The sequence below is a fragment of the Paeniglutamicibacter psychrophenolicus genome, assembly GCF_030812255.1.
Classification (GTDB): Bacteria; Actinomycetota; Actinomycetes; order Actinomycetales; family Micrococcaceae; genus Paeniglutamicibacter; species Paeniglutamicibacter psychrophenolicus_A.
In genome coordinates this window covers 657081-677025 of sequence record NZ_JAUSSH010000002.1, presented here as the reverse complement: position 1 = coordinate 677025, position 19945 = coordinate 657081, and the positions used below count along the sequence as shown (strand labels likewise).

The window sequence follows — 19945 nt, the reverse complement described above, 5'->3', positions numbered from 1 at the left end:
GTCGAGGAAAAGCTTCCCAAGGTGTTCGAGCACCTGGACGCGGCCCGTGCCGACATCCTCGCGTTCACCGCATTCCCGAAGGACGTTTGGCAGCAAATTTGGTCCAACAACCCCAACGAGCGCTTGAACAAGGAGATCCGTCGCCGCACCGACGTGGTCGGGATCTTCCCCAACCGCGACGCGATCATCCGCCTCGTCGGGGCCGTGCTGGCCGAGCAAAGCGACGAATGGGCCGAGGGACGGCGCTACTTCGGACTCGAGGTCCTGGCCCGCTGCCGCCTGCGCATCGTGGATCCCGGCCTCGCCCCGACCACCGACCTGCCCGAGCTGGAAACCATGGAGGCCGCGGCATGAGCACCGCCCGGACCGAAGCGCCGGAACGCGGGCGCGACCTCGTGCTCCTGGCCGCCGGCCACGAGACCGGCTGGTGGGACGAGCACGGCCGCCCGGCGCCGTGGCCCGAGGACTTCTGGCTGCCCGACGGCACGATCAGCCCCGCCTGGCAGCCCACCGGCACCACACCCGAGGAGGAACCCGACTCCGCGTCCGACAACCACAGCTTCTAGCCCCAGCAACCTCGAAGCATCACCAAATGGTTACACCACTCCACGGGACTTGACCGAACGCAGCCGATGTTGATGCAGGTGCCGCCATACATCTGGTCCGAGGCCTCGACGATGGCCACGCGTTGCCCGGCGCGGGCCATGGTCCCGGCCAGGGTCTTTCCGCCCTTGCCCCAGCCAATGACAACCAGATCAAGTTCGTGTTCCATCAAGCCGTCCTCGGATTCGGAATTCTCGTGTTGACTAGCCTCGAGTGTGCTTCGCCGCGGTGCGGGCGGTCAAGGAACCCGTGGGTTGTCCCGGGGCAACTCGTTGAAACGCTGGGGCCAAGTCGTTGAAACGCTGGGGCCAACTCGTTGAAACGCTGCCCTCTATTCGGCCACCTTGAACACGCCTTGGGCACCGCGTTCGGCATCGACCATCACGTGGGATACGAAGGGATAGTTTCCCGCCTCCGGGAACCGGAGCTCCACGAATCCGCCCTGCGCCACGCCGAGCGCAAGGGCCTGGCTTCCGCCGTCCCCACCCTCGCGGTGATCGAGCAGGTAGTTTCCCTCGAACCAGGTGGTGTCGAATTGCCCACCGATCACGTGGAACGAGGAGGGCCGGGTGGGCCCGACATCCAGCAGCCAGATTCGCACGCGTTCCCCGACCGTGGCCGACAGCGGCCGGTGCACGTATTGGTTCGCGTAGCCGTTGAAGACCACCAGGTCCGGCTTCTCCGCGGCCAGCTTCGCAGTGTCGACCTCCGCGTCCTGGTTCCCCAGGTAGAACTCCGACTGGGCCAGCACGTAGGAACGGTCCACCGCGGGCAGTCCGTCGGGCTCGATCACCACGGTGCCGAACATTCCGTTGGCGATGTGGGCGCTCATGGGCATGGTGGAGCAGTGGTACATCCAGATCCCCGCCCTGCTGGCGGTAAACGTGTAGAGCAGCGATTCGCCGGGCTGGATGGTGCGCATGGGCTCGTCCGGTGCCAGCGCACCGGCATGGAAGTCGATGGAGTGGCCCATGGTTCCGTCGTTGACCAGCGTAATCTCGAATTTGTCGCCGACCCGGCCGTGCAGCAGCGGGCCCGGCGCGTTGCCGTTGAAGGTCCAGAGTTTCTGCCGGACTCCCGGGGAGACCTCCGCGACAGCTTCCTGCGCGGTGAACGTGGCCTTGTGGACCATGGGCTTGCCGTCCTTCGGCCGAGGCGGAAGGACCGGCAGCGACGCGTCGTGCGCGGTGAAGGACGCCTTCGGTCTTGCCATCAGGTCCAGCGGGGCGCCCGCGGCCGACGGGGCCTGGGACGCCGGCTGGTGCATGGACCCGTGGCCCGGGTCCGCCGCTCCGGGTTTTTCGCCGGGTGCCGCAGGCGTGCCGGTGGCCTTGATCTCCAGCACCATGCCCATTTGCCTGTGGCCAACGATCGAACACCAGACCGGGACATCGGAGGTGATGACCCCGGCATCCACGGTGGCGCTTTGGCCCGGGGCCAGCCGACCGCTGTTCGCCCCGGTTGCCAGCACCAGGTCGTGCGTTTCGGCCGCATCGGTGTTGGTCAGCTCAATGACCAGGTGCGTGCCCGAAGGAACTTCGATGCGGGAGGGAGTGAAGCGCATGTCGGCGGCCTGGACCTCCACGATCAAGGTTTCGGCCGTGGTTGCCGGTGCCGCTGCGCCTGATTCGGGCGGGGCGGGCGGTGCGGCGACGCCGGAGGCCGCCGGGTCGATGGCCACTCCCACCGCGATGGCCAGCACCACGGCGATGAGCCCGGCCATGGCCTGGCCCGCACGCTGGCCCGCAGGGCGCTGCCCTTCCGGAGCCAGGCGCACCCGCGGGGCCGGGGTTCCGGCGGGCAGTCCCAGGGCGTCAATGTCTGCGCCCACCTTGGCCTTGGCTTTGCGGTGGGCCCGCAGGGCCATAAAGAGCAGCGGGAGGAAGCTTGCCATGGCCACCAGGTACAGCACCGAGCACAGCACCCGCACCAGCGAGGGAACCGGCAGCGCACACACCAGCAGCGCGGCGTTCGCGGTGGACACGCGAAGCACCGCCCCGCGATCCAGCATCGTGGTCGCGGCCCTGACCGGGGCCGGCCCACCACCCAGGACCACCGGCACCAGGTAGGACAGCGCACCGAGCAGCACCTGCGCGGCGAACCCGGCCACCAGGTACGGGGTGATGGAGGCGAACAGTCGGCCGACCACCTGCCAGTCGCCGGTGCCCAGCAGGGAAACGACCAGGGCCACCAGGCATCCGATCCACCAGCAGACCGCGCCCAGCACCGAGAGCGTGGAGAAGGTCTTCGGTGGCTTGTACCGTGCCACCTGGATGAAGGAGGACGCCATCATCCCCAGGCCCGCGATGTAGCCGAGCAGCCCGGCCGCGGCCACGGGCAGGAGACCGAATCCGGCGCCGAGCGCAGCGGCCAGGGCGGAGGCAATGAGCACCGGCAGGGCCCGCCGGGAATTTGCCGCGGCCTGGTCGGCGATCCTGGTGCGCAGCATGGTGGGCCAGAACGTGACCAGGGTTCCTGCCACCGTCAGGCCCACCCAGCCCAGGACGTTGAGGAACGCGTGGGCCAGGGTGACCTGCTCATGGGTCGGCGAACCGGTGCCATGGGCCAGCACGGTGCCCAGCACCGCCCCGACAGGCAGGAAGGCGGCCGCGGCGATGTAGTACTTCACGGTCGCGCCGAAGCGGGAAGGCAGGGCGCGCCGCATGCGGGCAAACAGGTCCACCCCGTGCCAGATCACGGCACCGGCCACCAGCGCCGCCCCGGTCGCGGTGACGGGCCAAAGCATCGACAGCACCCCGGCGACCACCACGACGGTGCCGGCGTTGAGCATGAGAAGCCGCCGGTTCTGGGTGGCCCGGTCATGGGGCCGGGCCGGGGTGCGCAGCAGGGCGATGGCAAAGTACTGGGACCAGACCAGGATCGCGTGGGAGATTGCACCGAGCAGCAGCAGGTGGATCATGAGCCAGCGTGGCGCGGGGATCTGGCGGTGGACCAGCGTGGCAACCACGAGGAGAACCAGCCAGAAGGCCACCGGCAGATCGCGCATGGGCCAGAAGCCCCTGGTCGGGTTCTTGCTCATCATTCCGCATCCCGTAGCGATATCGATAGGCCGGAGCGCGGGGGTCGCGCTGCGGGGTTCGCGTCGGGCAGGGGTCTTGTGGCGCCCGGCGGCTTGGGTGCAAGCAAGGATTTGCCGAGCCCGGTTCCGGGACGGTCAGCAGCAACCTGCACCGGTGCCGCAGGCTTCGGCCGGGGCTCGCCCCGCAGCACGGAGGCGACGGCCAAGGCCAGGAAAAGCAGCAGGGCCAGGACGTTGGCCACGCCGCCGGCGCGCCAGGCCCAGTCGTATCCCAGTCCGTTGCCGATCCACAGCCGCAACAGCAACCCCGCCCAAAGCAGGATCGCCGGGACCCACATCATCGGGCGATAGGGCAAGGGGCGGCGCAGGATCGCGGGGAGGATGCTCGAGGAGTGGGCAATGACCATCGAGATGGTGAATCCCAGGAACACGGCGTGGATGACGGTGTCATAGGCGGCCCGGGTGACGGGGAATCCAAAGCACCAGGTGATTGCGGCAGCCAGCAGCCATCCGTAGCCGGCGAGCATGCAGGTGGCCATGAACCGGGTGGCGCCGGTGGTACGGATGGTGCGTCGTGCAACGTCGTGGGCGGCCAGCCACAACACCAGCACGGCAAGGGCCAGGCCGAACCCGATTGATCCCCACACCGGGTTCAGCAACGAGGCCACCACCGCGAAGGTGAGCAGCCAGGACAGCTGGAGCGCCCGGGTTCCGGCCAGCGGTCCCATGGAGATGCGTGCCAGTTCGACGCGCTCGCCCGCGATGCTCAACACCAGGAAGGCTGCCAGCCAGGGCAGCAACAGGGCCATTTCCACCCCGCCGAGCCACAGGATCGCAGCCCCCGTGCCCAGTGCGGCGCCCAGCAGCTGGATGAGCACGGCGTGGTCGCGCTGGCGGCGCCAGAGCGGCAGGTAGACCCACACCAGGGCGGCCATGCCGGCGAGCAGGCCCAGCTTTCCGGCGTAGCGCGGCACGTCGGTCAGCAGCAGGAGGGATCCAACTCCCAGCAGCAGCGGGCTGAGGTAGCCGACGCGCCGGCCCAGGGCCACCGCGCGTTCAAGGGCGATTAGGGTTCCCACAAACCCGAGGGCCAGCACCATCCCGTGGACTTCGGTCCAGTGGGCGGCGTTCAGCGGAGCGGGCAAGTCCAGGAGCAGCAGGGCTGCGTTGAGCCCGGCCAGCAGGCTCGCGGCCGCGGACACCATGAACAGGGTGCGTACCGGGATCGGCCGGGGCTTGGATTGGATGGTTTTCCGGGAGGCGCTCATCCGGAGTGGGTTTCGCTGGTTGCGGCGCGCAGGTGCAGGGCGCACTGGCCGGGGGCCGAAAACGGCAGCAGGGTGCTGGAGGAGCCGTCGAGTCCCATCTCGGCGAAGGCGCCCTGGATAATCCCCAGGTGGACGCCGCAGACGATGTCCGGATGCTTGTTGGCCGCTTCAATGAGCGGGCAGCGGGTCAGCACCACGTGTTCGTTGGAGGCGTCGGGTTCGGGGGCGAACCCGACCTCTTCGAGCATGTCGACCACGTGGGAACGGGCTGCCTCCGCGGGGCGCTGTCCATGGTGCTCACCTTGTTGCTTGAGCATCAATTCCCTGCCCCAGGGCTTCCCCGCATCCACCGCATCCTGGACCGGATGCGCACTGGTTTCATGCAGCACGGTGGCCAGCGCGGAGGCCAGGGAGGCATAGGGGGAATGCTCGATGGGTTTCTTGGCTTCCCAGAGCCATGCGGGGCGGCCACGGCCATTCGAGGCGGCGCGCTCGCGGCTCAGGTATCCGTCACGCAACAGGTCCTCGAGGTGCGCCCGGACGGTGTTTTCATGCAGTCCGCAGCTGCGCGTGATTGCGGCAAGGGTCGTTGGCGTCGCCTGCGCCTCCAACAGCTCAAGGATCCGAACGCGGGTCGGGGAGAGCGGGCGTCCAAAAGAGGTCCGCCTGGTGCGGGCCGCGGAACGATCCGAGGGCCCGGTCACGGGGTGACCAAGGCAGCAGATGACACGCGGTGACGACAACGATTGTTTTTCACGTAGTTAACTGTAATAAAATATGGCAAGGGTTGCCAGTCGACGCCGGCAACCGAGGCCCACTTGAGCAAAGGAACCCCATCGTGGCTGACATTGTTATCTCTTCCAGCAAGGAAGAAGCAGAGAAGCAGACCCAACCCGCGGCCCATGCGTGCGCCTGCGGCGAACATGACGCCGAACTTCCGGAGCTTGACGCCCGGGCCATCCCGCATGCGATCCGCCACGCCACGATCTTCGGGGCCTTGGACTCCCTCGCCGTGGGCGCCGGCCTGGTCCTGGTGGCCCCGCACAACCCGCTGCCGCTGCTGGACCAGCTCGAGGGCCGGGCACCCGGCGCCTTCGAAATCAGCTACCTCGAAGAGGGGCCGGAGTCTTGGCGCCTCCAGCTGGTCCGCACGTCCTGATCTTTTTGGGGAAAAAATTCGTGGGGCCCGTCCGGATATGGACAAGCCCCACGAATTTCTTTTCCGGCCGGAATCAGCACACCAGCAAACGCGCGCGTTGCCGGCCCGGCCGGCAGCCTACTGGAAGTCGGCCAACCAAAGGTCCGGCCCAAAGACCTCGTATTGGATGTCCTTGGCTGGGATTCCGCGGGCGATGAGCGCACTGCGCACATGCTGCATGAACGGCAACGGACCACACAGGTAGTACTCGGCGTCCTCGGCCAGCACGATGTCATCCAGGTTCATGAATCCCGAATGTTCGTTCTGCGCGGGATTGTCACCGGGCGCCTCGAACCAGGCATCGTGCTTCCCGTCCGGCAGCTCCGCCAGGGAGTCCGCGACCTGCTTGCGCAGGGCGAACGATCCCGGATTGGCGTCGGCGTGCAGCAAGTGCACCTTGCGGTCGGCCCCGGACTTGGCGAGGTGCGAGAGCATCCCGGCCATCGGAGTGATCCCGATCCCGGCGCTGGCCAGGACCACCGGACGGTTGGAGTAGTTCAGCACCACGTCCCCGAACGGTGCCGAGAGCTGGACCCGGTCCCCCACCTTGAGGGAGGAATGCAGCAGGTTGCTCATTTCCCCGTCGGGCTTGCCATCGAGACCCGCCACCCTCTTGACGGCAAATTGCCGGTGGTCCCCGTCGTCGGCCTTGGTGAGGCTGTACTGGCGCAGCTGGTGCACGCCGTCGTTCATCGTCATTTTCAGTGAGACGTATTGGCCCGGCAGCGAGGGCTTGGTGGGTCGAGGGTCGGTGCGCCTGACCACGAAGCTGACCACATCGGGGGTTTCCTCGATCCGTGCGGCAACCTCCCAGGTGCGCCAGATCTCGTCCGGGTTCAAGTCAACGGCCGTGTAGAGCCCGCGCTCCTTGTTGATGAGCATGTTGGCCATGATCCAATACACCTCGTCCCAGGCGGCTGCAACCTCCGGTGTCACCGCCGCGCCCAGGGTGTCGCCAATGGCCCACATCAGGTTCTCATGCACGATCGCGTATTGGTGGGGGCGCAGTCCCAGGGAGACGTGCTTGTGGGCCACGCGGTCCAACAGGTTTTCCGGCAGCTTCCCGGGGCTTTCGACCAGGGCGGTGGCGAATGCGGCAATGGAGCCGGCCAGTGCCTGTTGCTGCTTGCCATCGGCCTGGTTTCCTCGGTTGAACAGCCCGTCGAGAAGTTCGGGCCGGCCAGCGAACATGTGCTCATAGAAACGGCTGGCGATTTCCTGGATGTTTTCGCCGACCACCGGAAGCGTGGCCTTGATGATGGGCAGGGCTGAATCGGAAAGCATGTCTCTGTCTCCTCGCTTGAACCTGTTCCCCCCGTGGCGCCGTGCACGGCGGGCGTTAGCTGGAACCTACCACCGGCCCTTGGCCGCCGATAGGCCCCCCGGCCAAGGTGACGCGATGTGCGTTTACCTGGCGCGGGGCAGCGCCGATCCTTTGGCCGGCTCGCTGTTCGGGGCTGACCAGCGGGCTTGCGAAACGAACCGCCCTTTCGGCATGGCCTTGCCCGGTCCCTGGCGCGCCATGTGCGCTGCGATATTACGGAGCCGCCGGTGGAGGCACGATCGTGCGCAACAGGCCATGGCCATCGAGCCGAGGCAGGCATGCGCGAGGCCCGAGCCCCTTGCGGCCGGGACCCCGCGCGCACCCGCTCCCGGCTCTCGTGGCCGGCATTCACGCTTCCGGCAAGGGCACCACGTTACTGGCCGGAGGTGCCCGGTCCGGCGATGTTGACCATCCAGTCGACGCCGAACTTGTCTGTGAGCATGCCGAACCAGTCACCCCACGGGGCCTGGGACAGTGGCTCGCCGATCTTGGCTCCGTCGCTGAGCTTGTCCCAGTAACCTGTCATTTCTTCCTTGTCGTCGCCGCTGAGGGTGACGGAGATGGCGGTTCCTCCCTTCCATTCCATGGAGGCAGGGGTGTCGGCCGCCATCAGGTTCAAGCCGTTGGGTGCACGCAGGTGCCCGTGCATGATCTTGTTGTCTTCGTCCGGGTAGTCCGTCTTGGCGAACTCGAAGTCCGCAAAGGGACGCAGGTCCAGCTCGCCGCCGAAGACGGACTGGTAGAACTCGAGCGCGGGACGCGCCGTGTCGCGGAAGCTGATGTAGGGGTTGAGGATCGTGCCCATGGTGTTCTCCATCGTTTGGCGGGGTTCAACACCTAGCAATTCTGCCCGGCGCACCCGCTTCCGGGAACCCTTGCGGGAGGATGTTTGCCGAGTATTCGCGGGGAAACGGGCAGGGGCGAATGGTGCCACGGCCCCGCCCGCCTCGAAGCCGGGCTTCGCGGCGGTCGCACCGATGCCCACCACGGGAAATCCCGCTGCAACAAGGACGTCGAAGTGGAAAATCGCAACTAAAATGAATGACATGACTTCACCGTTTTCCGATTCCCGCCCCGACCCGGGATCGGCCACCGACTCCACTGCACTCGAGCCGCTGATCGAGGATGTGGAAAAAGAGTTCTCCATGATGGTCGTCAAGGCGCGCCAGGCCATCCGCAGGCGCGCCGCTTCCGTCCACCCGGAGCTCCAGCCCTTGGGCTACAAGGTGCTCTCCATCCTGGCCCGCGAGCAGGCCCAGCAACAGATCATCCTGGCCGAGGAGCTCCAGGTGGACAAGGCCACCATGAGCCGAATGATCAAGTGGCTCGAGGCCAAGGCACTGGTGACCCGTGTCCCGGATCCGGATGACGGACGGGCCATGCTGGTCAGCATCACCGACGCGGCGCGGGCCGGCGTGATCGCCTCGAGCGCCGCCTCGCGCCAGCTGCTGCGCAACAGGCTGATTTCCTGGGAACCTGAGGAAATCAAGCGTTTCTCGGACCTGCTGGCCCGGCTCAACGCCAACGACCAGCCCCAACACGGCAAATAATTTGGCTCCATGGATTTCCCGGCCCCGGCCCTTCACACCGAAGGGTCGGGGCCTCTGCTTTTGGCAGAGCCCAGATGGATATTCAATGCCGGGTCGGGAACCGGAAACGCAGTCAGGCGTTTCGAAGGTTCTTCAACCAATTGCCCGGAATCACCGTTCACGTTCGCCAAGATGCCGTATCCAACGAATTCGACAGGCGCTTGTTCGATCAATCGGCACTTTGCCGTGACGAATTGTTAAGCACCCGCCTTGCCTCGGCGGCGCGGATTCGGGAAGACTCATCAGCAGAATCACGAGCTCCAATCATTCACGGCCCTGGCCGATTGGACCGCAACCCTCTTCGTCATAGCGGGGTGCGCCAGGTGACGATTCGACGCCGCCCAACCGGGCCAGCGTAAGTATGGCGTCGTGCAAGCGCATGCGCCAGCCGCGAAAGGATCCGTTTCCCATGTCCGAAACCCTGATCGAAGAAACCCTGGAATCGGTTCGCGCCGAAAAGCTCACCGCCGCCGGCAACGCCTGGGGCGAGCGCATCGCCGCCAACACCGCCAGCGCGGCCCTGATCTTCAAGGCCAGCGGCGTGTCCACCGGATCGGTCTCCAGCGAGATCACCGCCGGCAAGCACCGTTTCATCGTCGACGAGCCCGAGGCACTGGCCGGGGACGATGTTGCAGCCAGCCCCGTCGAGTTCGCCCTGGGCGCGCTGATTTCCTGCCAGGTTGTGGTCTACCGCCTCTACGCGCACCAGTTGGGCCTGAAGATCGACTCGCTTCAGATCGACGCCGATGCGGACCTTGATGCGCGTGGGCTGTTCGGCATCGAGAAGACCATCCGCCCCGGCTTCGGCGAGGTCCGCCTCACCGTGAAGATCCAGGGCCCGGAAACCCGCGAGCGCTACGAAGAGCTCCAGGCGGCCGTGGACGAGCACTGCCCGGTGCTGGACATCTTCACCAACCCGACGCCGGTGAGCGTCGAATTAGTCACCGCAAGCTAGCACCACCATGATCCGGCCGCGGGCCGGTGCCGATCGAGGGGATCGACACCGGCCCGCGGTTCTTGGTTTCCGCCCGCACCCGGGTGCCGCTTATCCCTCGGTCGAGGTGATCTCGTTGGGCACCTCGGGCAGGTCCACGGTGCCGGAGACCTTGCCGGTCTTCAGGTCCACGAGGTGCAGCTGCTTGCTTTTCGGTTCGGTGACGTAGGCGATTGGGCCGGAAACGTGCACCGCCGGGCGCGGCTGCTGCCAGTCGACCGGCTCCTCCCACGCCTCGACCACCGCGATGGCCTTCTTTTCCTTGCCCGTCTTCACGTCGTAAACGTGCAGCTTGCCGTCGGTGCCCAGCAGCAGCGCGTCGCCCGAGGCGCTGCGGGCCAGGGAGCGGAACGAGTAGCTGTAGTCGATGTCGATCAGTTTCAGGGAATTGGTCGCGGTGTCGGTCAGCGAAAAGGTGCGCGGGCGTTCAAGTTCGGCTTCCTTTTCCGTCTTGTAGTCCCCGGGCACCACGGTGGAGGCCTCAGATCCGGCCTGGTTGCCGATCCGCCCGTACGCGTCCGGGGCGTCGAGCTTGGTGATCTTTTCGCCCTTGATGACCAGGATGCCGTCCTCGCATCCCACCACCATGGCTTCGCCCCGGGCGACGGCCTCGCCGTGGACGCCGGGGCATTGGTTGGATTCGGCCACGGTGTTGCGCCGGTGTTGCGCATCCGGGGCGGAGAGCAGCTTGACGGTGTTGCGGGATTCCGCATTGCCGTCGGTGACCAGTAGCCTCCCGCCGGACAGCGGCACTGCCACGCCGTGGTGCGCCTCGGGCAGCTGAATGTCGTCGGTGCGCGGCAGTTCATGGGTGGCGAGCTTGGTGGATTCGAAGATGTTGATCTTGCCGGTGGCGTCGCCGAAGAGGGCGGTGTGCCCGGCATGGACCACCGCGTGCCCGGGCTTCCCGGCCGGGAACACCAGCTCGGTGAGGGCTGGCTCGGTGATGTAGTGGTGCGCGTGGTCCCCGTGCTTCTCGGACCAAGCCCCGGCGTCCAGGACCCTGAATCCCCCGGCGGTGGAGACGAGTACGCTCCGGCCGTCGCCGGCGGGATTGACGCGGTTGAAACCCGCAAGCTTATGGTCCGAGAGCACCGCTCCGTCGCGCGCATTGGCGACCAGTAGTCCGCCATCGTAGGTCAGCACGAGCCGCGGCGTGGCCGAGCCCGCCTCGGACACCGCCGGAGCCGGGGCCGATGGCACCTGCTCGGTCCCGGGTGCGATGGAACCGCATCCGGCCAACAGCGTCCCGGTGGCGATGAGTGCCAAGACACCGACCTGGTTGCGCCACCGACGGGTGGTGGTTGGCGCATGGGCATGGGGCGTGGTGCGTGTTTTTTGTTGTGACATGGCGTCAACGGTAAGTTAAATGAGAATCATTCGCAACAGTAGAGCTAGTTAGATGCAGATTTGCGTCTTTTTCCGCGTCGCGGCTGGTCAACGCCGCATCGGGCCGCGCCTCGCAAAATCCTTCGGCCCACGGCGCCCGCTCGCTACCCGTGGAATCGTCAAAGAACCCTTTCACTTGACGGTTCCGCTCGGTAGTATCAGCCCCATGTGCCCCCGGCCTGCGCCATCGGCCGGGAACACGCCACTCGTCACTATTCTTGAGGGAGAACCACGTGTCCGAGAAACATCAAATGCGGCGCAACGCCCTGGTCGCGGCCGCAGCACTCACGCTCATGGCATCAACCGCCGTTGCCGGGCCGGCCACGGCCGTCCCGGAGAACCCAAGCGCACAGGGACAGTCCAACAAGCAGGAAAACGCGCCGTCCACAACCATCGAACTGGTGGGCATCAACGACTTCCACGGCCGCATCGAGGCCAACGGCGCCGAGGCCGGCGCCGCAGTGCTGGCCGGAGCCGTGAAGGACTACAAGTCCAAGAACCGCAACACGCTCTTCGTCTCGGCGGGCGACAACATCGGCGCCTCCACCTTCACGTCCTTCTCCCAGCAGGACGACCCCACCATCGACGCGTTGAAGGCCGCCGGGCTTGACGCCTCCGCGGTCGGGAACCACGAGTTCGACCGAGGCTTCGACGACCTGCTCAACCGGGTCATCCCCCGCTATGGCAACGGGGATGCCGCAGCCGGGGCCGACTACGTCTTGGGCGCCAACGTGTACCTGAAGGGAACCAAGACCACGGCACTGAAGGAATACACGCTCAAGAAGCTCAACGGCGTCACCGTCGGCCTGATCGGCACCGTGACGGACCAGACCTCCTCCCTGGTCACCCCTGCCGGCATCTCCGGGCTGGACTTCGGTGACCAGGTCGAGGCGGCCAACCGGGTCGCCGCGCAGCTGAGCGACGGAGACAAGTCCAACGGCGAGGCCGACGTGCTGGTGCTGCTCACCCACGAAGGCTCGTCAAGCAGCAATTGCGCCTCCATCGGCACCGAGGACACCGCATACGGGGATCTGGTCCGCGAGGCCTCGGGAGAGATCGACGCGATCATTTCCGGCCACACCCACATCGGCTACTCCTGCGCCTACCCGGTCGAGGGCTGGGCCAAGGGGCTTGAGCGCCCGGTGCTCCAGGCGCACCAATACGGCACCACGCTGGATACCCTGAAGATCACCGTCGCCAAGAAGCACAAGCAGGTCACCGGCCTTGAGGGCGGGCTGATCTCGCTGACCACCATCGCTTCCGATGGCACCACGGTGCCGCGCTTCGAAGCCGTGCCCGAGGTCGCCAAGATCGTCGAGGCAGCCAGCCGGCAAGCCGAGGTCGTCGGCGCCCAGAAGATCGGCAACATCAGCGCCAGCATCCTCCGCGGCGGAACCAACGGCTCGGATCGTGGCGTTGAATCCTCCCTGGGCAACCTCGTGGCCGACATGCACCTGTGGGCGACCTCCAACGAGAACTTCGGCGGCGTCCCCGCACAGATCGCCTTCATGAATCCCGGCGGCCTGCGCGCGGACCTGCTCTACGGCACGGACGGAACCGTGACGTACAAGGATGCGGCTTCGGTCCAACCCTTCGGCAACACGCTGTTCACCATGGACTTGACCGGCGCGCAGATCAAGTCGGTGCTCGAGGAGCAGTGGCAGCCCGATGGCGCGAGCCGTCCCAAGCTGCACCTGGGCATTTCCGAGGGCTTCAGCTACACCTACAACCCGAATGCGGCGCGCGGGGAGCACATCACCTCCATGGACTACCAGGGGGAGCCGATCGACAACGACGCGGTGTTCCGGATTGTCACCAACTCGTTCCTGGCCACCGGCGGAGACAACTTCTTCACCTTCGCCCAAGGCACCAATGTGGCAGATTCGGGCCAAATCGACCTCGTGGCCGGCATCGAGTACTTCCAGGCGCACCCGATGGTTGATCCTGCGCCGCTGGGCCGTGCGCAGGTCGCCCAGTAGGCAGGGCAGGCAAAAAGCGACCTTCCGCCCGGCGGAGGGTCGCTTTTGCCTGCCGAGACCATTCGGCACCGCGGAATTCCACCTTCATGCTCCCGGCGACCCCCAGGCGAGGCACCGCCCCGGCAACCATCGCGACCCAGAATCCTCCGTGGCAGACCCCGGAACCTCCCAGGGCCACCAGCCAGGTCGCGGGCGCCGCCCGCCGACGGGGCCAACGGCGGGCACGATTCCTCCTTTGTGACAATTACGCGTCATAATAGGACGAATCCGCATCATCAAAAGTGGTGTCGCCTTCAGGACCAACGGCCCTTGGCCGGTCGTTGAAGACGGCTCATCAGAGTCCGACGGACTCCAGGTCAACGACTGTGGCATGGTCTTGATCCAGTTAGACCATTCGCCGGGAAGCCGTCTGTGCATCAGCAACGCTGTGTCTTGAGACACGCAAGAGTAAGGTCACTCATTCCATCATCTGTGGATCACGGCCCCGGATTCGCACCGCCGCCGTTCGTGCGCTACCGTCCCCCGGCTCCCAAAACAGCTTCGTTTCCGGCTTTCGCCGCCGACCGCACGACGACCCCGGGCGCATTGCCCGGACCGGTGCCGATAGCACCCCGTGGCCCGAATATGAGCCGGGTCGCATCGATGCCCCCGGGTGGTGTTGCATGACATCCATGAGCAGAACTTCAACAGAACCCCGGCCGGCTGCAACGGCGCAACCGGCAGCTTTCCAGGTCACCGGGGCCGCCACCGGTCCCGGCAAGCCGGACAACGAACTCAAGCGCGGGCTCAGCAACCGCCACCTGCAGATGATCGCCATCGGCGGCGCAATCGGCACCGGGCTGTTCGTCGCCTCCGGCGGCACGATCTCCCAGGCCGGCCCCGGCGGCGCACTGGTCGCCTACGCGCTGGTCGGCCTGATGGTGTTCCTCCTGATGCAGTCCCTGGGCGAGATGGCAGCCAAGATCCCGGTCGCCGGCTCCTTCCAGACCTTCGCCACCCGCTTCGTCTCCCCCTCCTTCGGGTTCGCGATCGGCTGGAACTACTGGTTCAACTGGGCCATCACGGTGGCCGCCGAACTGGTCGCCGCCGGGATCATCATGGACTTCTGGTTCCCTTCGGTGCCCGGCTGGGTCTGGGCCGGGGTGTTCCTGCTCGTACTCACCGGCCTGAACGCCCTCTCGGCCAAGTCCTTCGGCGAGTCCGAGTTCTGGCTCTCGCTGATCAAGGTCGCCGCCGTGGTGCTGTTCCTGATCGCCGGGGTGCTGATGATCTTCGGCATCCTCGGGGACAACTCCCCCGGGCTGAGCAACTGGCAAAACCGCGAGGACGTCTTCCACGGCGGCTGGGTCTCGATCATCTCGGTCTTCATGATCGCCGGCTTCTCTTTCCAGGGCACCGAGCTGGTCGGCGTGGCAGCCGGCGAGGCGAAGAATCCCCGGCGCGAGGTCCCGCGGGCCATCCGCACGGTCTTCTGGCGCATCATGCTCTTCTACATCGGCGCGATCTTCATCATCGGCTGCCTGGTCCCGTTCACCGACTCGAGCCTGCTGGCCTCCGGCGAGGCCGACGTTGCCGCCTCCCCGTTCACCCTGGTCTTTTCCCGTGCGGGCATTGCCTTTGCCGCTGCGCTGATGAACGCGGTCATCCTCACCGCCATCCTGTCGGCCGGCAACTCCGGGCTGTATGCCTCCACGCGCATGCTTTATTCCATGGCCCACGACGGCAAGGCACCGAAGATCTTCGGCCGGACCAACTCGCGCGGCGTGCCGATTCCGGCGCTGCTGGCCACCGCCGCGGTGGGACTCTTCGGGTTCCTCTCCGCCATCGTAGGACAGGGCGCCGCCTACGCCTGGTTGTTGAACGTCTCGGGCCTGTGCGGCTTCATCGTCTGGGCCGGGATCGCGATCTCGCACTACCGCTTCAGGCGCGGCTTCCTGGCCCAGGGCAACAAGGCCAGCGACCTCCCCTACCGTGCCGCGCTCTTCCCCATCGGCCCGCTGCTGGCCTTCGCGGTGCTGATCCTGGTGATCGCCGGGCAGAACTACGAGGCGGTGCTTGCCGGGCGGGGCATGGAGGTGCTCTCCTCCTACATCGGCCTGCCGATCTTCCTGGGGCTGTGGCTGGTCCATCGATTCGTCACCAAGTCCAAGGTCGTTCCGCTGCTCGAGATGGACCTGACGGCACCCCAGGACCTCGAGGACGAGCTCGCTTCACAGCGCTGAGGAACGCCGGTTTCCGGCGGGCCAATCCACGCGCTGCACGGTGGCCCGCCGGTAGCCGCTGGCCACCACGCCGAGCCAAAGCATCACGCCGGTGACCCCGATGGGCAGCACCAACGGCACGGTCCAGGAACCGGTGAGCGAATACAGCAGGCCCATGCCGAAGGGGCCGCTGGTGGCCACCAGGTAGCCGAGGTACTGGGCCGGGGTGCTCATGGCGGTGGTTTCCTCGGAGTTCTCGCCGCTGAAGGAGATCATCAGCGGCACCAGCGGGAAGATCGAGAACCCGATGCCCAGCACCACGGCGCACAGCCAGGCCAGCGACAGCGGCAACCACACCAACCCGGCCAGGCCCGCGGCCGCGGAGATCGAGGTCAGGAAGAATGCCCCGCGGAGCATGCCGTGCTTGTTCACCAGCCACAAGGAGAACATCGTGGCCGGGATCGACATCACCTGCAGCACACCCAGGATGACTCCGGCATCGGCCGCGGCCATGGACCGGGAAATCAGGATGGTGGGCAGCCAGCTCATGATGGCGTAGGCCAGGATCGCCTGGGCGCTGAAGAGCCCGGTGATGACCAGGCCGCGCTTGGTGCGGATCAGCGAGAACGGGCCGATGCCCGACGTGGCCGGTGCGGGCGGTCGGTCGGCGCGCGCCATGAGCATGAAGGGCAGGAATGCCAGCGCCGAGGTCGCGGTGGCCCCCAGCGACATGGTGATCGTCTAGAGCCCGGTCATCAGCGATGTCTTCTGCGCGAAGTTCTCCCGGATGAACGAGGGCATGGAGACGTTGCACAGCGCCAGGCCGCACATCGCCGCCACCGTGCCGGCCAGCAGAGCCCAAGTGGTGGGCGAGGCGCGGAAGGCCAGCCAGGCGGTGCTCAACCCGGCCGCGGCGAACACCAGGGTGGGGATCGAGGGCAGCAACGCCGCGACGAACGCCCCGTAGCCCAAGAACTCCTGCAGGTCCAGGAAGAGCGGTGCGGCGCTGGTGATCCCGGCCCGCAGGTTCAAGCCGATCAACACCACGCCAGGATCGAGAGCACCATGAATCCGCGGGACCCCGATCGCGGCGTGGCTGGTGAACCGGCGTTCTCGGCTGCGGATTTTTCCTTCTAGGACATCCTCACAGGGTACTGGGCAAGACCTTGCCGACGCGTGCGGCCCGGCGACAAGCTTGCTCACATCGGTCGCGTCACGGGAAACACCGCATGGGCCCGCGTCCTTGGTGGTGCACCGACGGTTTCCCGTGTCCCTCCTCCGGGCCGGCACCTGGGGGTCGCGCGGCGGAGCCGACCTACCGAGGTGGAGTTCCGCCGGCAGCAAGCCATTGACGAACCTGTTCCTCGGCCGCTTCAAGCGTGGCCAGTGCCTCGGCCAGGTCCAGCCGCGCCAGGAGCAGCGCGCTCATGGTCAGCCCGGTAACGATTCGGGCACGGGCGAGAACCAGCGGCTCGGCCTGCCCCCGATCCGCCGCGCGCAGTGCGGCGGCCACGCCGTCGCGCAACTCGATCTGGTATCCGTAGATCAGAACCCTCAGCGCGTCATCGTTTCCCGCGATGCCGGCCGCGGTGTTCAGCAGCAGGCAGCCCCGGTTCGTGGTTTCGTCCGGGGCCTTCGCCAAGGCGTCCGCCAACGACTTCAGGTAGGTTGAAATGCCCCCGTCGGGGTGCGTTGTGCTGTGCAGCAAGCCCAGGCGGGGTCGCAGGACCCTGTCCATGTAATCCTGGATCACCGCATCGAAAAGACCCCGCTTGGAACCAAAGCCGTGGTAGATGCTGGAGCGGCCCAAGCCCGTTGCGGATTCGAGGTCCGCGATCGACGTGGCATCGAACCCCTTGTCCCAGAAGACGAGACGGGCATCGCCGAGCGCCTTGGTGGTGTCGAATTCCTGTGTTCTGGCCATGAGACCCGCCCCCTGCTTTGCGTAACGGTCATTCCAGCATATATTGGAACGGCCATTACACAATCACTCTTTCAACCCAGGGGCGCACTAGATGCTGTTGACCACCATGATTTTCGCGGGGATCGCCGTAGCAATCCATGTCTACATATTCGTGCTCGAGTCCCTGCGTTGGGATCGCCCCTCCACACGCAGGACTTTCGGGATCAAGACGGACGCCGAAGCAAGCGCGACCAAGCCCTTGGCGTTCAACCAGGGTTTCTACAACTTGTTCCTGGCCGTCATCACGGTCGCGGGCATGGCCCTGGTGCTTGCATCGTCGACCACGGTCGGAGCGACGCTGATCTTTGCCGGCGCGGGCTCCATGGTGGCGGCGGGTCTGGTCCTGCTCCTGTCCTCGCCCAAGCTCGCCCGTGCTGCATTGTTCCAACTCACCGCGCCCGCCCTGGCCATCATTTTTGGTTTGCTGGCCTTCACCAGCTGATTTCCCCTTTCCCCCACCCACAAGGAGGAGCTTCCTCATGTCCATTTCCACCAGCACCCAGATCCACCTCGCCAGCCGACCCACCGGCTGGCCCACCGATGCGAACTTCTCCACCAAGACGGTGGACCTGCCCAATCTTGCCGAGGGCGAGATCCGGGTGGCCAACGAGTTCATCTCAGTCGATCCCTACATGCGCGGACGCATGAACGACGCCAAGTCCTATGCGGCCCCCTACGCCCTGGACGCCGTCATGACCGGCGGGGCCGTGGGCCGGGTCCTCGAGTCGCGCGCCGAGGGCTACAACGTCGGAGACCCGGTGCTTCACCAGCTCGGATGGCGAGATGTTGCCCAGGGGGAAGCAAGCCATTTCCGCGTGGTTCGGGACATCCCGGGCCTGCCCTTGTCGGCCTACCTCGGCATCCTGGGCATGACGGCCTTCACCGCATACGTCGGATTGCTCGAAATCGCGGGACTCAAGAGCGGCGATACCGTGTTCATTTCCGGTGCCGCCGGAGCCGTGGGAAGTGCGGCGGGGCAGATTGCCCGGCTCAAGGGCGCCAAGCGTGTCATCGGGTCCGCCGGAAGCGCCGCGAAGGTTGAACTACTGACCCAGAAGTACGGATACGACGCCGCCTTCAACTACAAGGACGGGCCCGTTCGCGGGCAGTTGCACGATGCCGCGCCGGAGGGCATCGACGTGTATTTCGACAACGTGGGCGGCGAGCACCTGGAGGCCGCACTGGATGAATTCAATCCGGGTGGTCGGGGCGCCTTGTGCGGAGCCATCTCCGTATACAACTCGACCGAGGCCCCAACGGGTCCCCGGAACATGAGCAACATGGTCACCCGCGGGCTGAACCTCAAGGGCTTCACAGTGGGGAACTACGCCGAGCACTACCCGGCATTCATGGCCGACATGTCGGATTGGATCGCCCAGGGAAAGGTCGTCTTCGACGAAACCATCGTCGAAGGACTGGACCATTCCGTCGAGGCATTCATCGATCTGATGCGCGGGGCCAACACCGGGAAAATGGTCATCAAGCTCTGACCTTTCGGGCTGCCGGTCAGAGCTGCCGCGATTCCGTGTAGAACCATTCGATGTGTTCGCGCAGCAGCCGGGCGGCCGCGGAGCCGTCACCATCGGCGACCGCCTCGTGGATGCCGTGGTGCTGGGAGCGCAGGACCTTGGCGATCTTCTGCCAGGCAGCGTCGCTGGCCACGGATTCGCTGACATAGTCGCTGATCGACAGGCGCAGCGATTCCATCATGGCTTCGATCACGGCATTGCCGGCCAGCGAGGACAGCAGCACGTGGAATTCCGCATCGAGTTCGTGGAATTCCTCGCGGTCCAGCCCGGGCTCGTCCATGGCCTCAAGCAGCTCGGCCGTCCGGCGCAGCACCTGGGCACTGTGCTCGGGGTTGCCGCCCAGGTCGGCGGACTGCGCCGCCCAGGTTTCCAGCAGGATGCGCGACTCGACGATGTCGGCAACCGAAAGCTGGCGCGAGGCCACGTGGAGGCGCAGCGTTGCCGAAAGCCCGACCGCGGGATTGGAAATGACCACCGCCCCGGAATTGGGCCCGGAACCGGTGGAGGTGCGCACCATGCCCATGGCGTCGAGGATGCGGATCGCGTCCCTGACCGAGGCCCGGGAAATGCCGTGGGTTTCGGCCAGCAAGCGTTCGCCGGGCAGCTGGTCGCCGATCTTGATCTTGCCGGACCGCAGGTCCGCCTCGATGCTTTTCAGGACCGTTTCATAGGCGCGGGCCGGCTGCGGCGAGGATATTGCTTTGCTAGTCACTGCTTCATTTTCCCATGCTCACGACTCTTGCCTGGCTCCCTGGCCACACAACGATGCTTCCAAGCCTAGTGCGTGCCAGGCCAAAGAGATGTGGCTCGTGCGCTGGCGACTTTCGTCGCAGGCGCACGAGCCACATCCCGGCAGATCCAGCACCGT

At 66.2% G+C, this 19945-nt stretch carries 19 protein-coding genes, 1 pseudogene and 1 riboswitch; of the genes and pseudogenes, 9 read left to right on the top strand and 11 right to left on the bottom strand.

The genetic code is table 11. The annotated features are described in order from the left end of the window. Positions 1-354, top strand: a 354-nt coding sequence (locus tag J2T21_RS06140) for a transposase (RefSeq protein ID WP_307579523.1), incomplete at its 5' end; no start/stop codon positions are given. Continuing rightward, a complete protein-coding gene (locus J2T21_RS06135) occupies positions 351-566 on the top strand; it encodes a hypothetical protein (RefSeq protein WP_307579521.1) in 216 nt (71 codons plus the stop codon). The genes J2T21_RS06140 and J2T21_RS06135, both read left to right, overlap by 4 nt. Positions 567-622: 56 nt before the next feature. Here J2T21_RS06135 and J2T21_RS06130 read toward each other — a convergent pair. The 4 genes and pseudogenes from J2T21_RS06130 to J2T21_RS06115 all read right to left on the bottom strand — a co-directional run. Then, positions 623-772 (bottom strand): annotated as a pseudogene (locus J2T21_RS06130) (FAD-binding protein); the annotation flags it as partial. Positions 773-934: 162 nt separating this feature from the next. Continuing rightward, the gene (locus tag J2T21_RS06125; RefSeq protein ID WP_307579519.1) at positions 935-3643 is read right to left on the bottom strand and encodes a multicopper oxidase domain-containing protein; all 2709 of its coding nucleotides are present in this window, start codon (positions 3641-3643) and stop codon (positions 935-937) included. Beyond that, positions 3643-4911, bottom strand: a complete 1269-nt coding sequence (locus tag J2T21_RS06120) for a hypothetical protein (RefSeq protein WP_307579517.1) — start codon at positions 4909-4911, stop codon at positions 3643-3645. The genes J2T21_RS06125 and J2T21_RS06120 overlap by 1 nt, the downstream gene beginning before the upstream one ends. Continuing rightward, positions 4908-5615, bottom strand: coding sequence for a helix-turn-helix transcriptional regulator (locus J2T21_RS06115; RefSeq protein WP_307579515.1), 708 nt, complete (start codon positions 5613-5615; stop codon positions 4908-4910). The genes J2T21_RS06120 and J2T21_RS06115 overlap by 4 nt, the downstream gene beginning before the upstream one ends. 134 nt (positions 5616-5749) lie before the next feature. On the opposite strand from J2T21_RS06115, the gene J2T21_RS06110 reads away from it, so the two are divergent. Next, positions 5750-6070 (top strand): DUF2249 domain-containing protein, encoded by a 321-nt coding sequence (locus J2T21_RS06110; RefSeq protein ID WP_307579513.1) that lies wholly within the window; start codon positions 5750-5752, stop codon positions 6068-6070. 117 nt (positions 6071-6187) lie between these two features. Here the strand turns inward: J2T21_RS06110 and J2T21_RS06105 are convergent, their stop codons facing one another. Next, complete coding sequence (locus J2T21_RS06105) at positions 6188-7393, bottom strand: FAD-binding oxidoreductase (protein WP_307579511.1); 1206 nt, start codon at positions 7391-7393, stop codon at positions 6188-6190. Positions 7394-7806: 413 nt separating this feature from the next. Further along, the gene (locus J2T21_RS06100; protein WP_307579509.1) at positions 7807-8238 is read right to left on the bottom strand and encodes a VOC family protein; all 432 of its coding nucleotides are present in this window, start codon (positions 8236-8238) and stop codon (positions 7807-7809) included. Positions 8239-8479: 241 nt separating this feature from the next. On the opposite strand from J2T21_RS06100, the gene J2T21_RS06095 reads away from it, so the two are divergent. Next, entirely contained in the window at positions 8480-8983 is a 504-nt protein-coding gene (locus tag J2T21_RS06095) for a MarR family winged helix-turn-helix transcriptional regulator (RefSeq protein ID WP_307579506.1), read from the top strand. 288 nt (positions 8984-9271) lie between these two features. Further along, positions 9272-9390, top strand: a riboswitch (SAM riboswitch). Positions 9391-9431: 41 nt separating this feature from the next. Then, a complete protein-coding gene (locus J2T21_RS06090) occupies positions 9432-9977 on the top strand; it encodes an OsmC family protein (RefSeq protein WP_307579504.1) in 546 nt (181 codons plus the stop codon). A 90-nt stretch (positions 9978-10067) separates the two neighbouring features. Here J2T21_RS06090 and aztD read toward each other — a convergent pair whose 3' ends face one another. Then, positions 10068-11366, bottom strand: coding sequence for a zinc metallochaperone AztD (gene aztD / locus J2T21_RS06085; protein WP_307579502.1), 1299 nt, complete (start codon positions 11364-11366; stop codon positions 10068-10070). Between the two features lie 272 nt (positions 11367-11638). Here aztD and J2T21_RS06080 point away from each other — a divergent pair, with 272 nt between their 5' ends. Together J2T21_RS06080 and J2T21_RS06075 are read left to right on the top strand one after the other, a co-directional pair. Beyond that, on the top strand, positions 11639-13384 hold the full coding sequence (locus J2T21_RS06080) for a bifunctional metallophosphatase/5'-nucleotidase (protein ID WP_307579500.1): 1746 nt from the start codon (positions 11639-11641) through the stop codon (positions 13382-13384). 662 nt (positions 13385-14046) lie between these two features. Next, positions 14047-15606 carry an amino acid permease gene (locus tag J2T21_RS06075; RefSeq protein ID WP_307579498.1) on the top strand — a complete coding sequence of 520 codons (1560 nt, stop codon included), beginning with the start codon at positions 14047-14049 and terminating at the stop codon, positions 15604-15606. On the opposite strand, the gene J2T21_RS06070 is transcribed toward J2T21_RS06075, so the two are convergent. The 3 genes from J2T21_RS06070 to J2T21_RS06060 all read right to left on the bottom strand — a co-directional run bounded on the left by J2T21_RS06070 (position 15595) and on the right by J2T21_RS06060 (position 17509). After that, complete coding sequence (locus J2T21_RS06070; RefSeq protein ID WP_307579496.1) at positions 15595-16317, bottom strand: MFS transporter; 723 nt, start codon at positions 16315-16317, stop codon at positions 15595-15597. The two genes, J2T21_RS06075 and J2T21_RS06070, sit on opposite strands and share 12 nt — an antisense overlap. Positions 16318-16326: 9 nt before the next feature. Continuing rightward, complete coding sequence (locus tag J2T21_RS06065) at positions 16327-16629, bottom strand: hypothetical protein (protein WP_307579494.1); 303 nt, start codon at positions 16627-16629, stop codon at positions 16327-16329. Between the two features lie 271 nt (positions 16630-16900). Continuing rightward, the gene (locus tag J2T21_RS06060) at positions 16901-17509 is read right to left on the bottom strand and encodes a TetR/AcrR family transcriptional regulator (RefSeq protein ID WP_307579491.1); all 609 of its coding nucleotides are present in this window, start codon (positions 17507-17509) and stop codon (positions 16901-16903) included. Positions 17510-17600: 91 nt separating this feature from the next. Here J2T21_RS06060 and J2T21_RS06055 point away from each other — a divergent pair, with 91 nt between their 5' ends. Beyond that, entirely contained in the window at positions 17601-17990 is a 390-nt protein-coding gene (locus J2T21_RS06055; protein ID WP_307579490.1) for a DUF1304 domain-containing protein, read from the top strand. A gap of 37 nt (positions 17991-18027) precedes the next feature. After that, the gene (locus tag J2T21_RS06050) at positions 18028-19038 is read left to right on the top strand and encodes an NADP-dependent oxidoreductase (protein ID WP_307579488.1); all 1011 of its coding nucleotides are present in this window, start codon (positions 18028-18030) and stop codon (positions 19036-19038) included. Between the two features lie 16 nt (positions 19039-19054). On the opposite strand, the gene J2T21_RS06045 is transcribed toward J2T21_RS06050, so the two are convergent. Then, complete coding sequence (locus tag J2T21_RS06045; protein ID WP_307579485.1) at positions 19055-19789, bottom strand: FadR/GntR family transcriptional regulator; 735 nt, start codon at positions 19787-19789, stop codon at positions 19055-19057. Between the last annotated feature and the right edge of the window lie 156 nt (positions 19790-19945).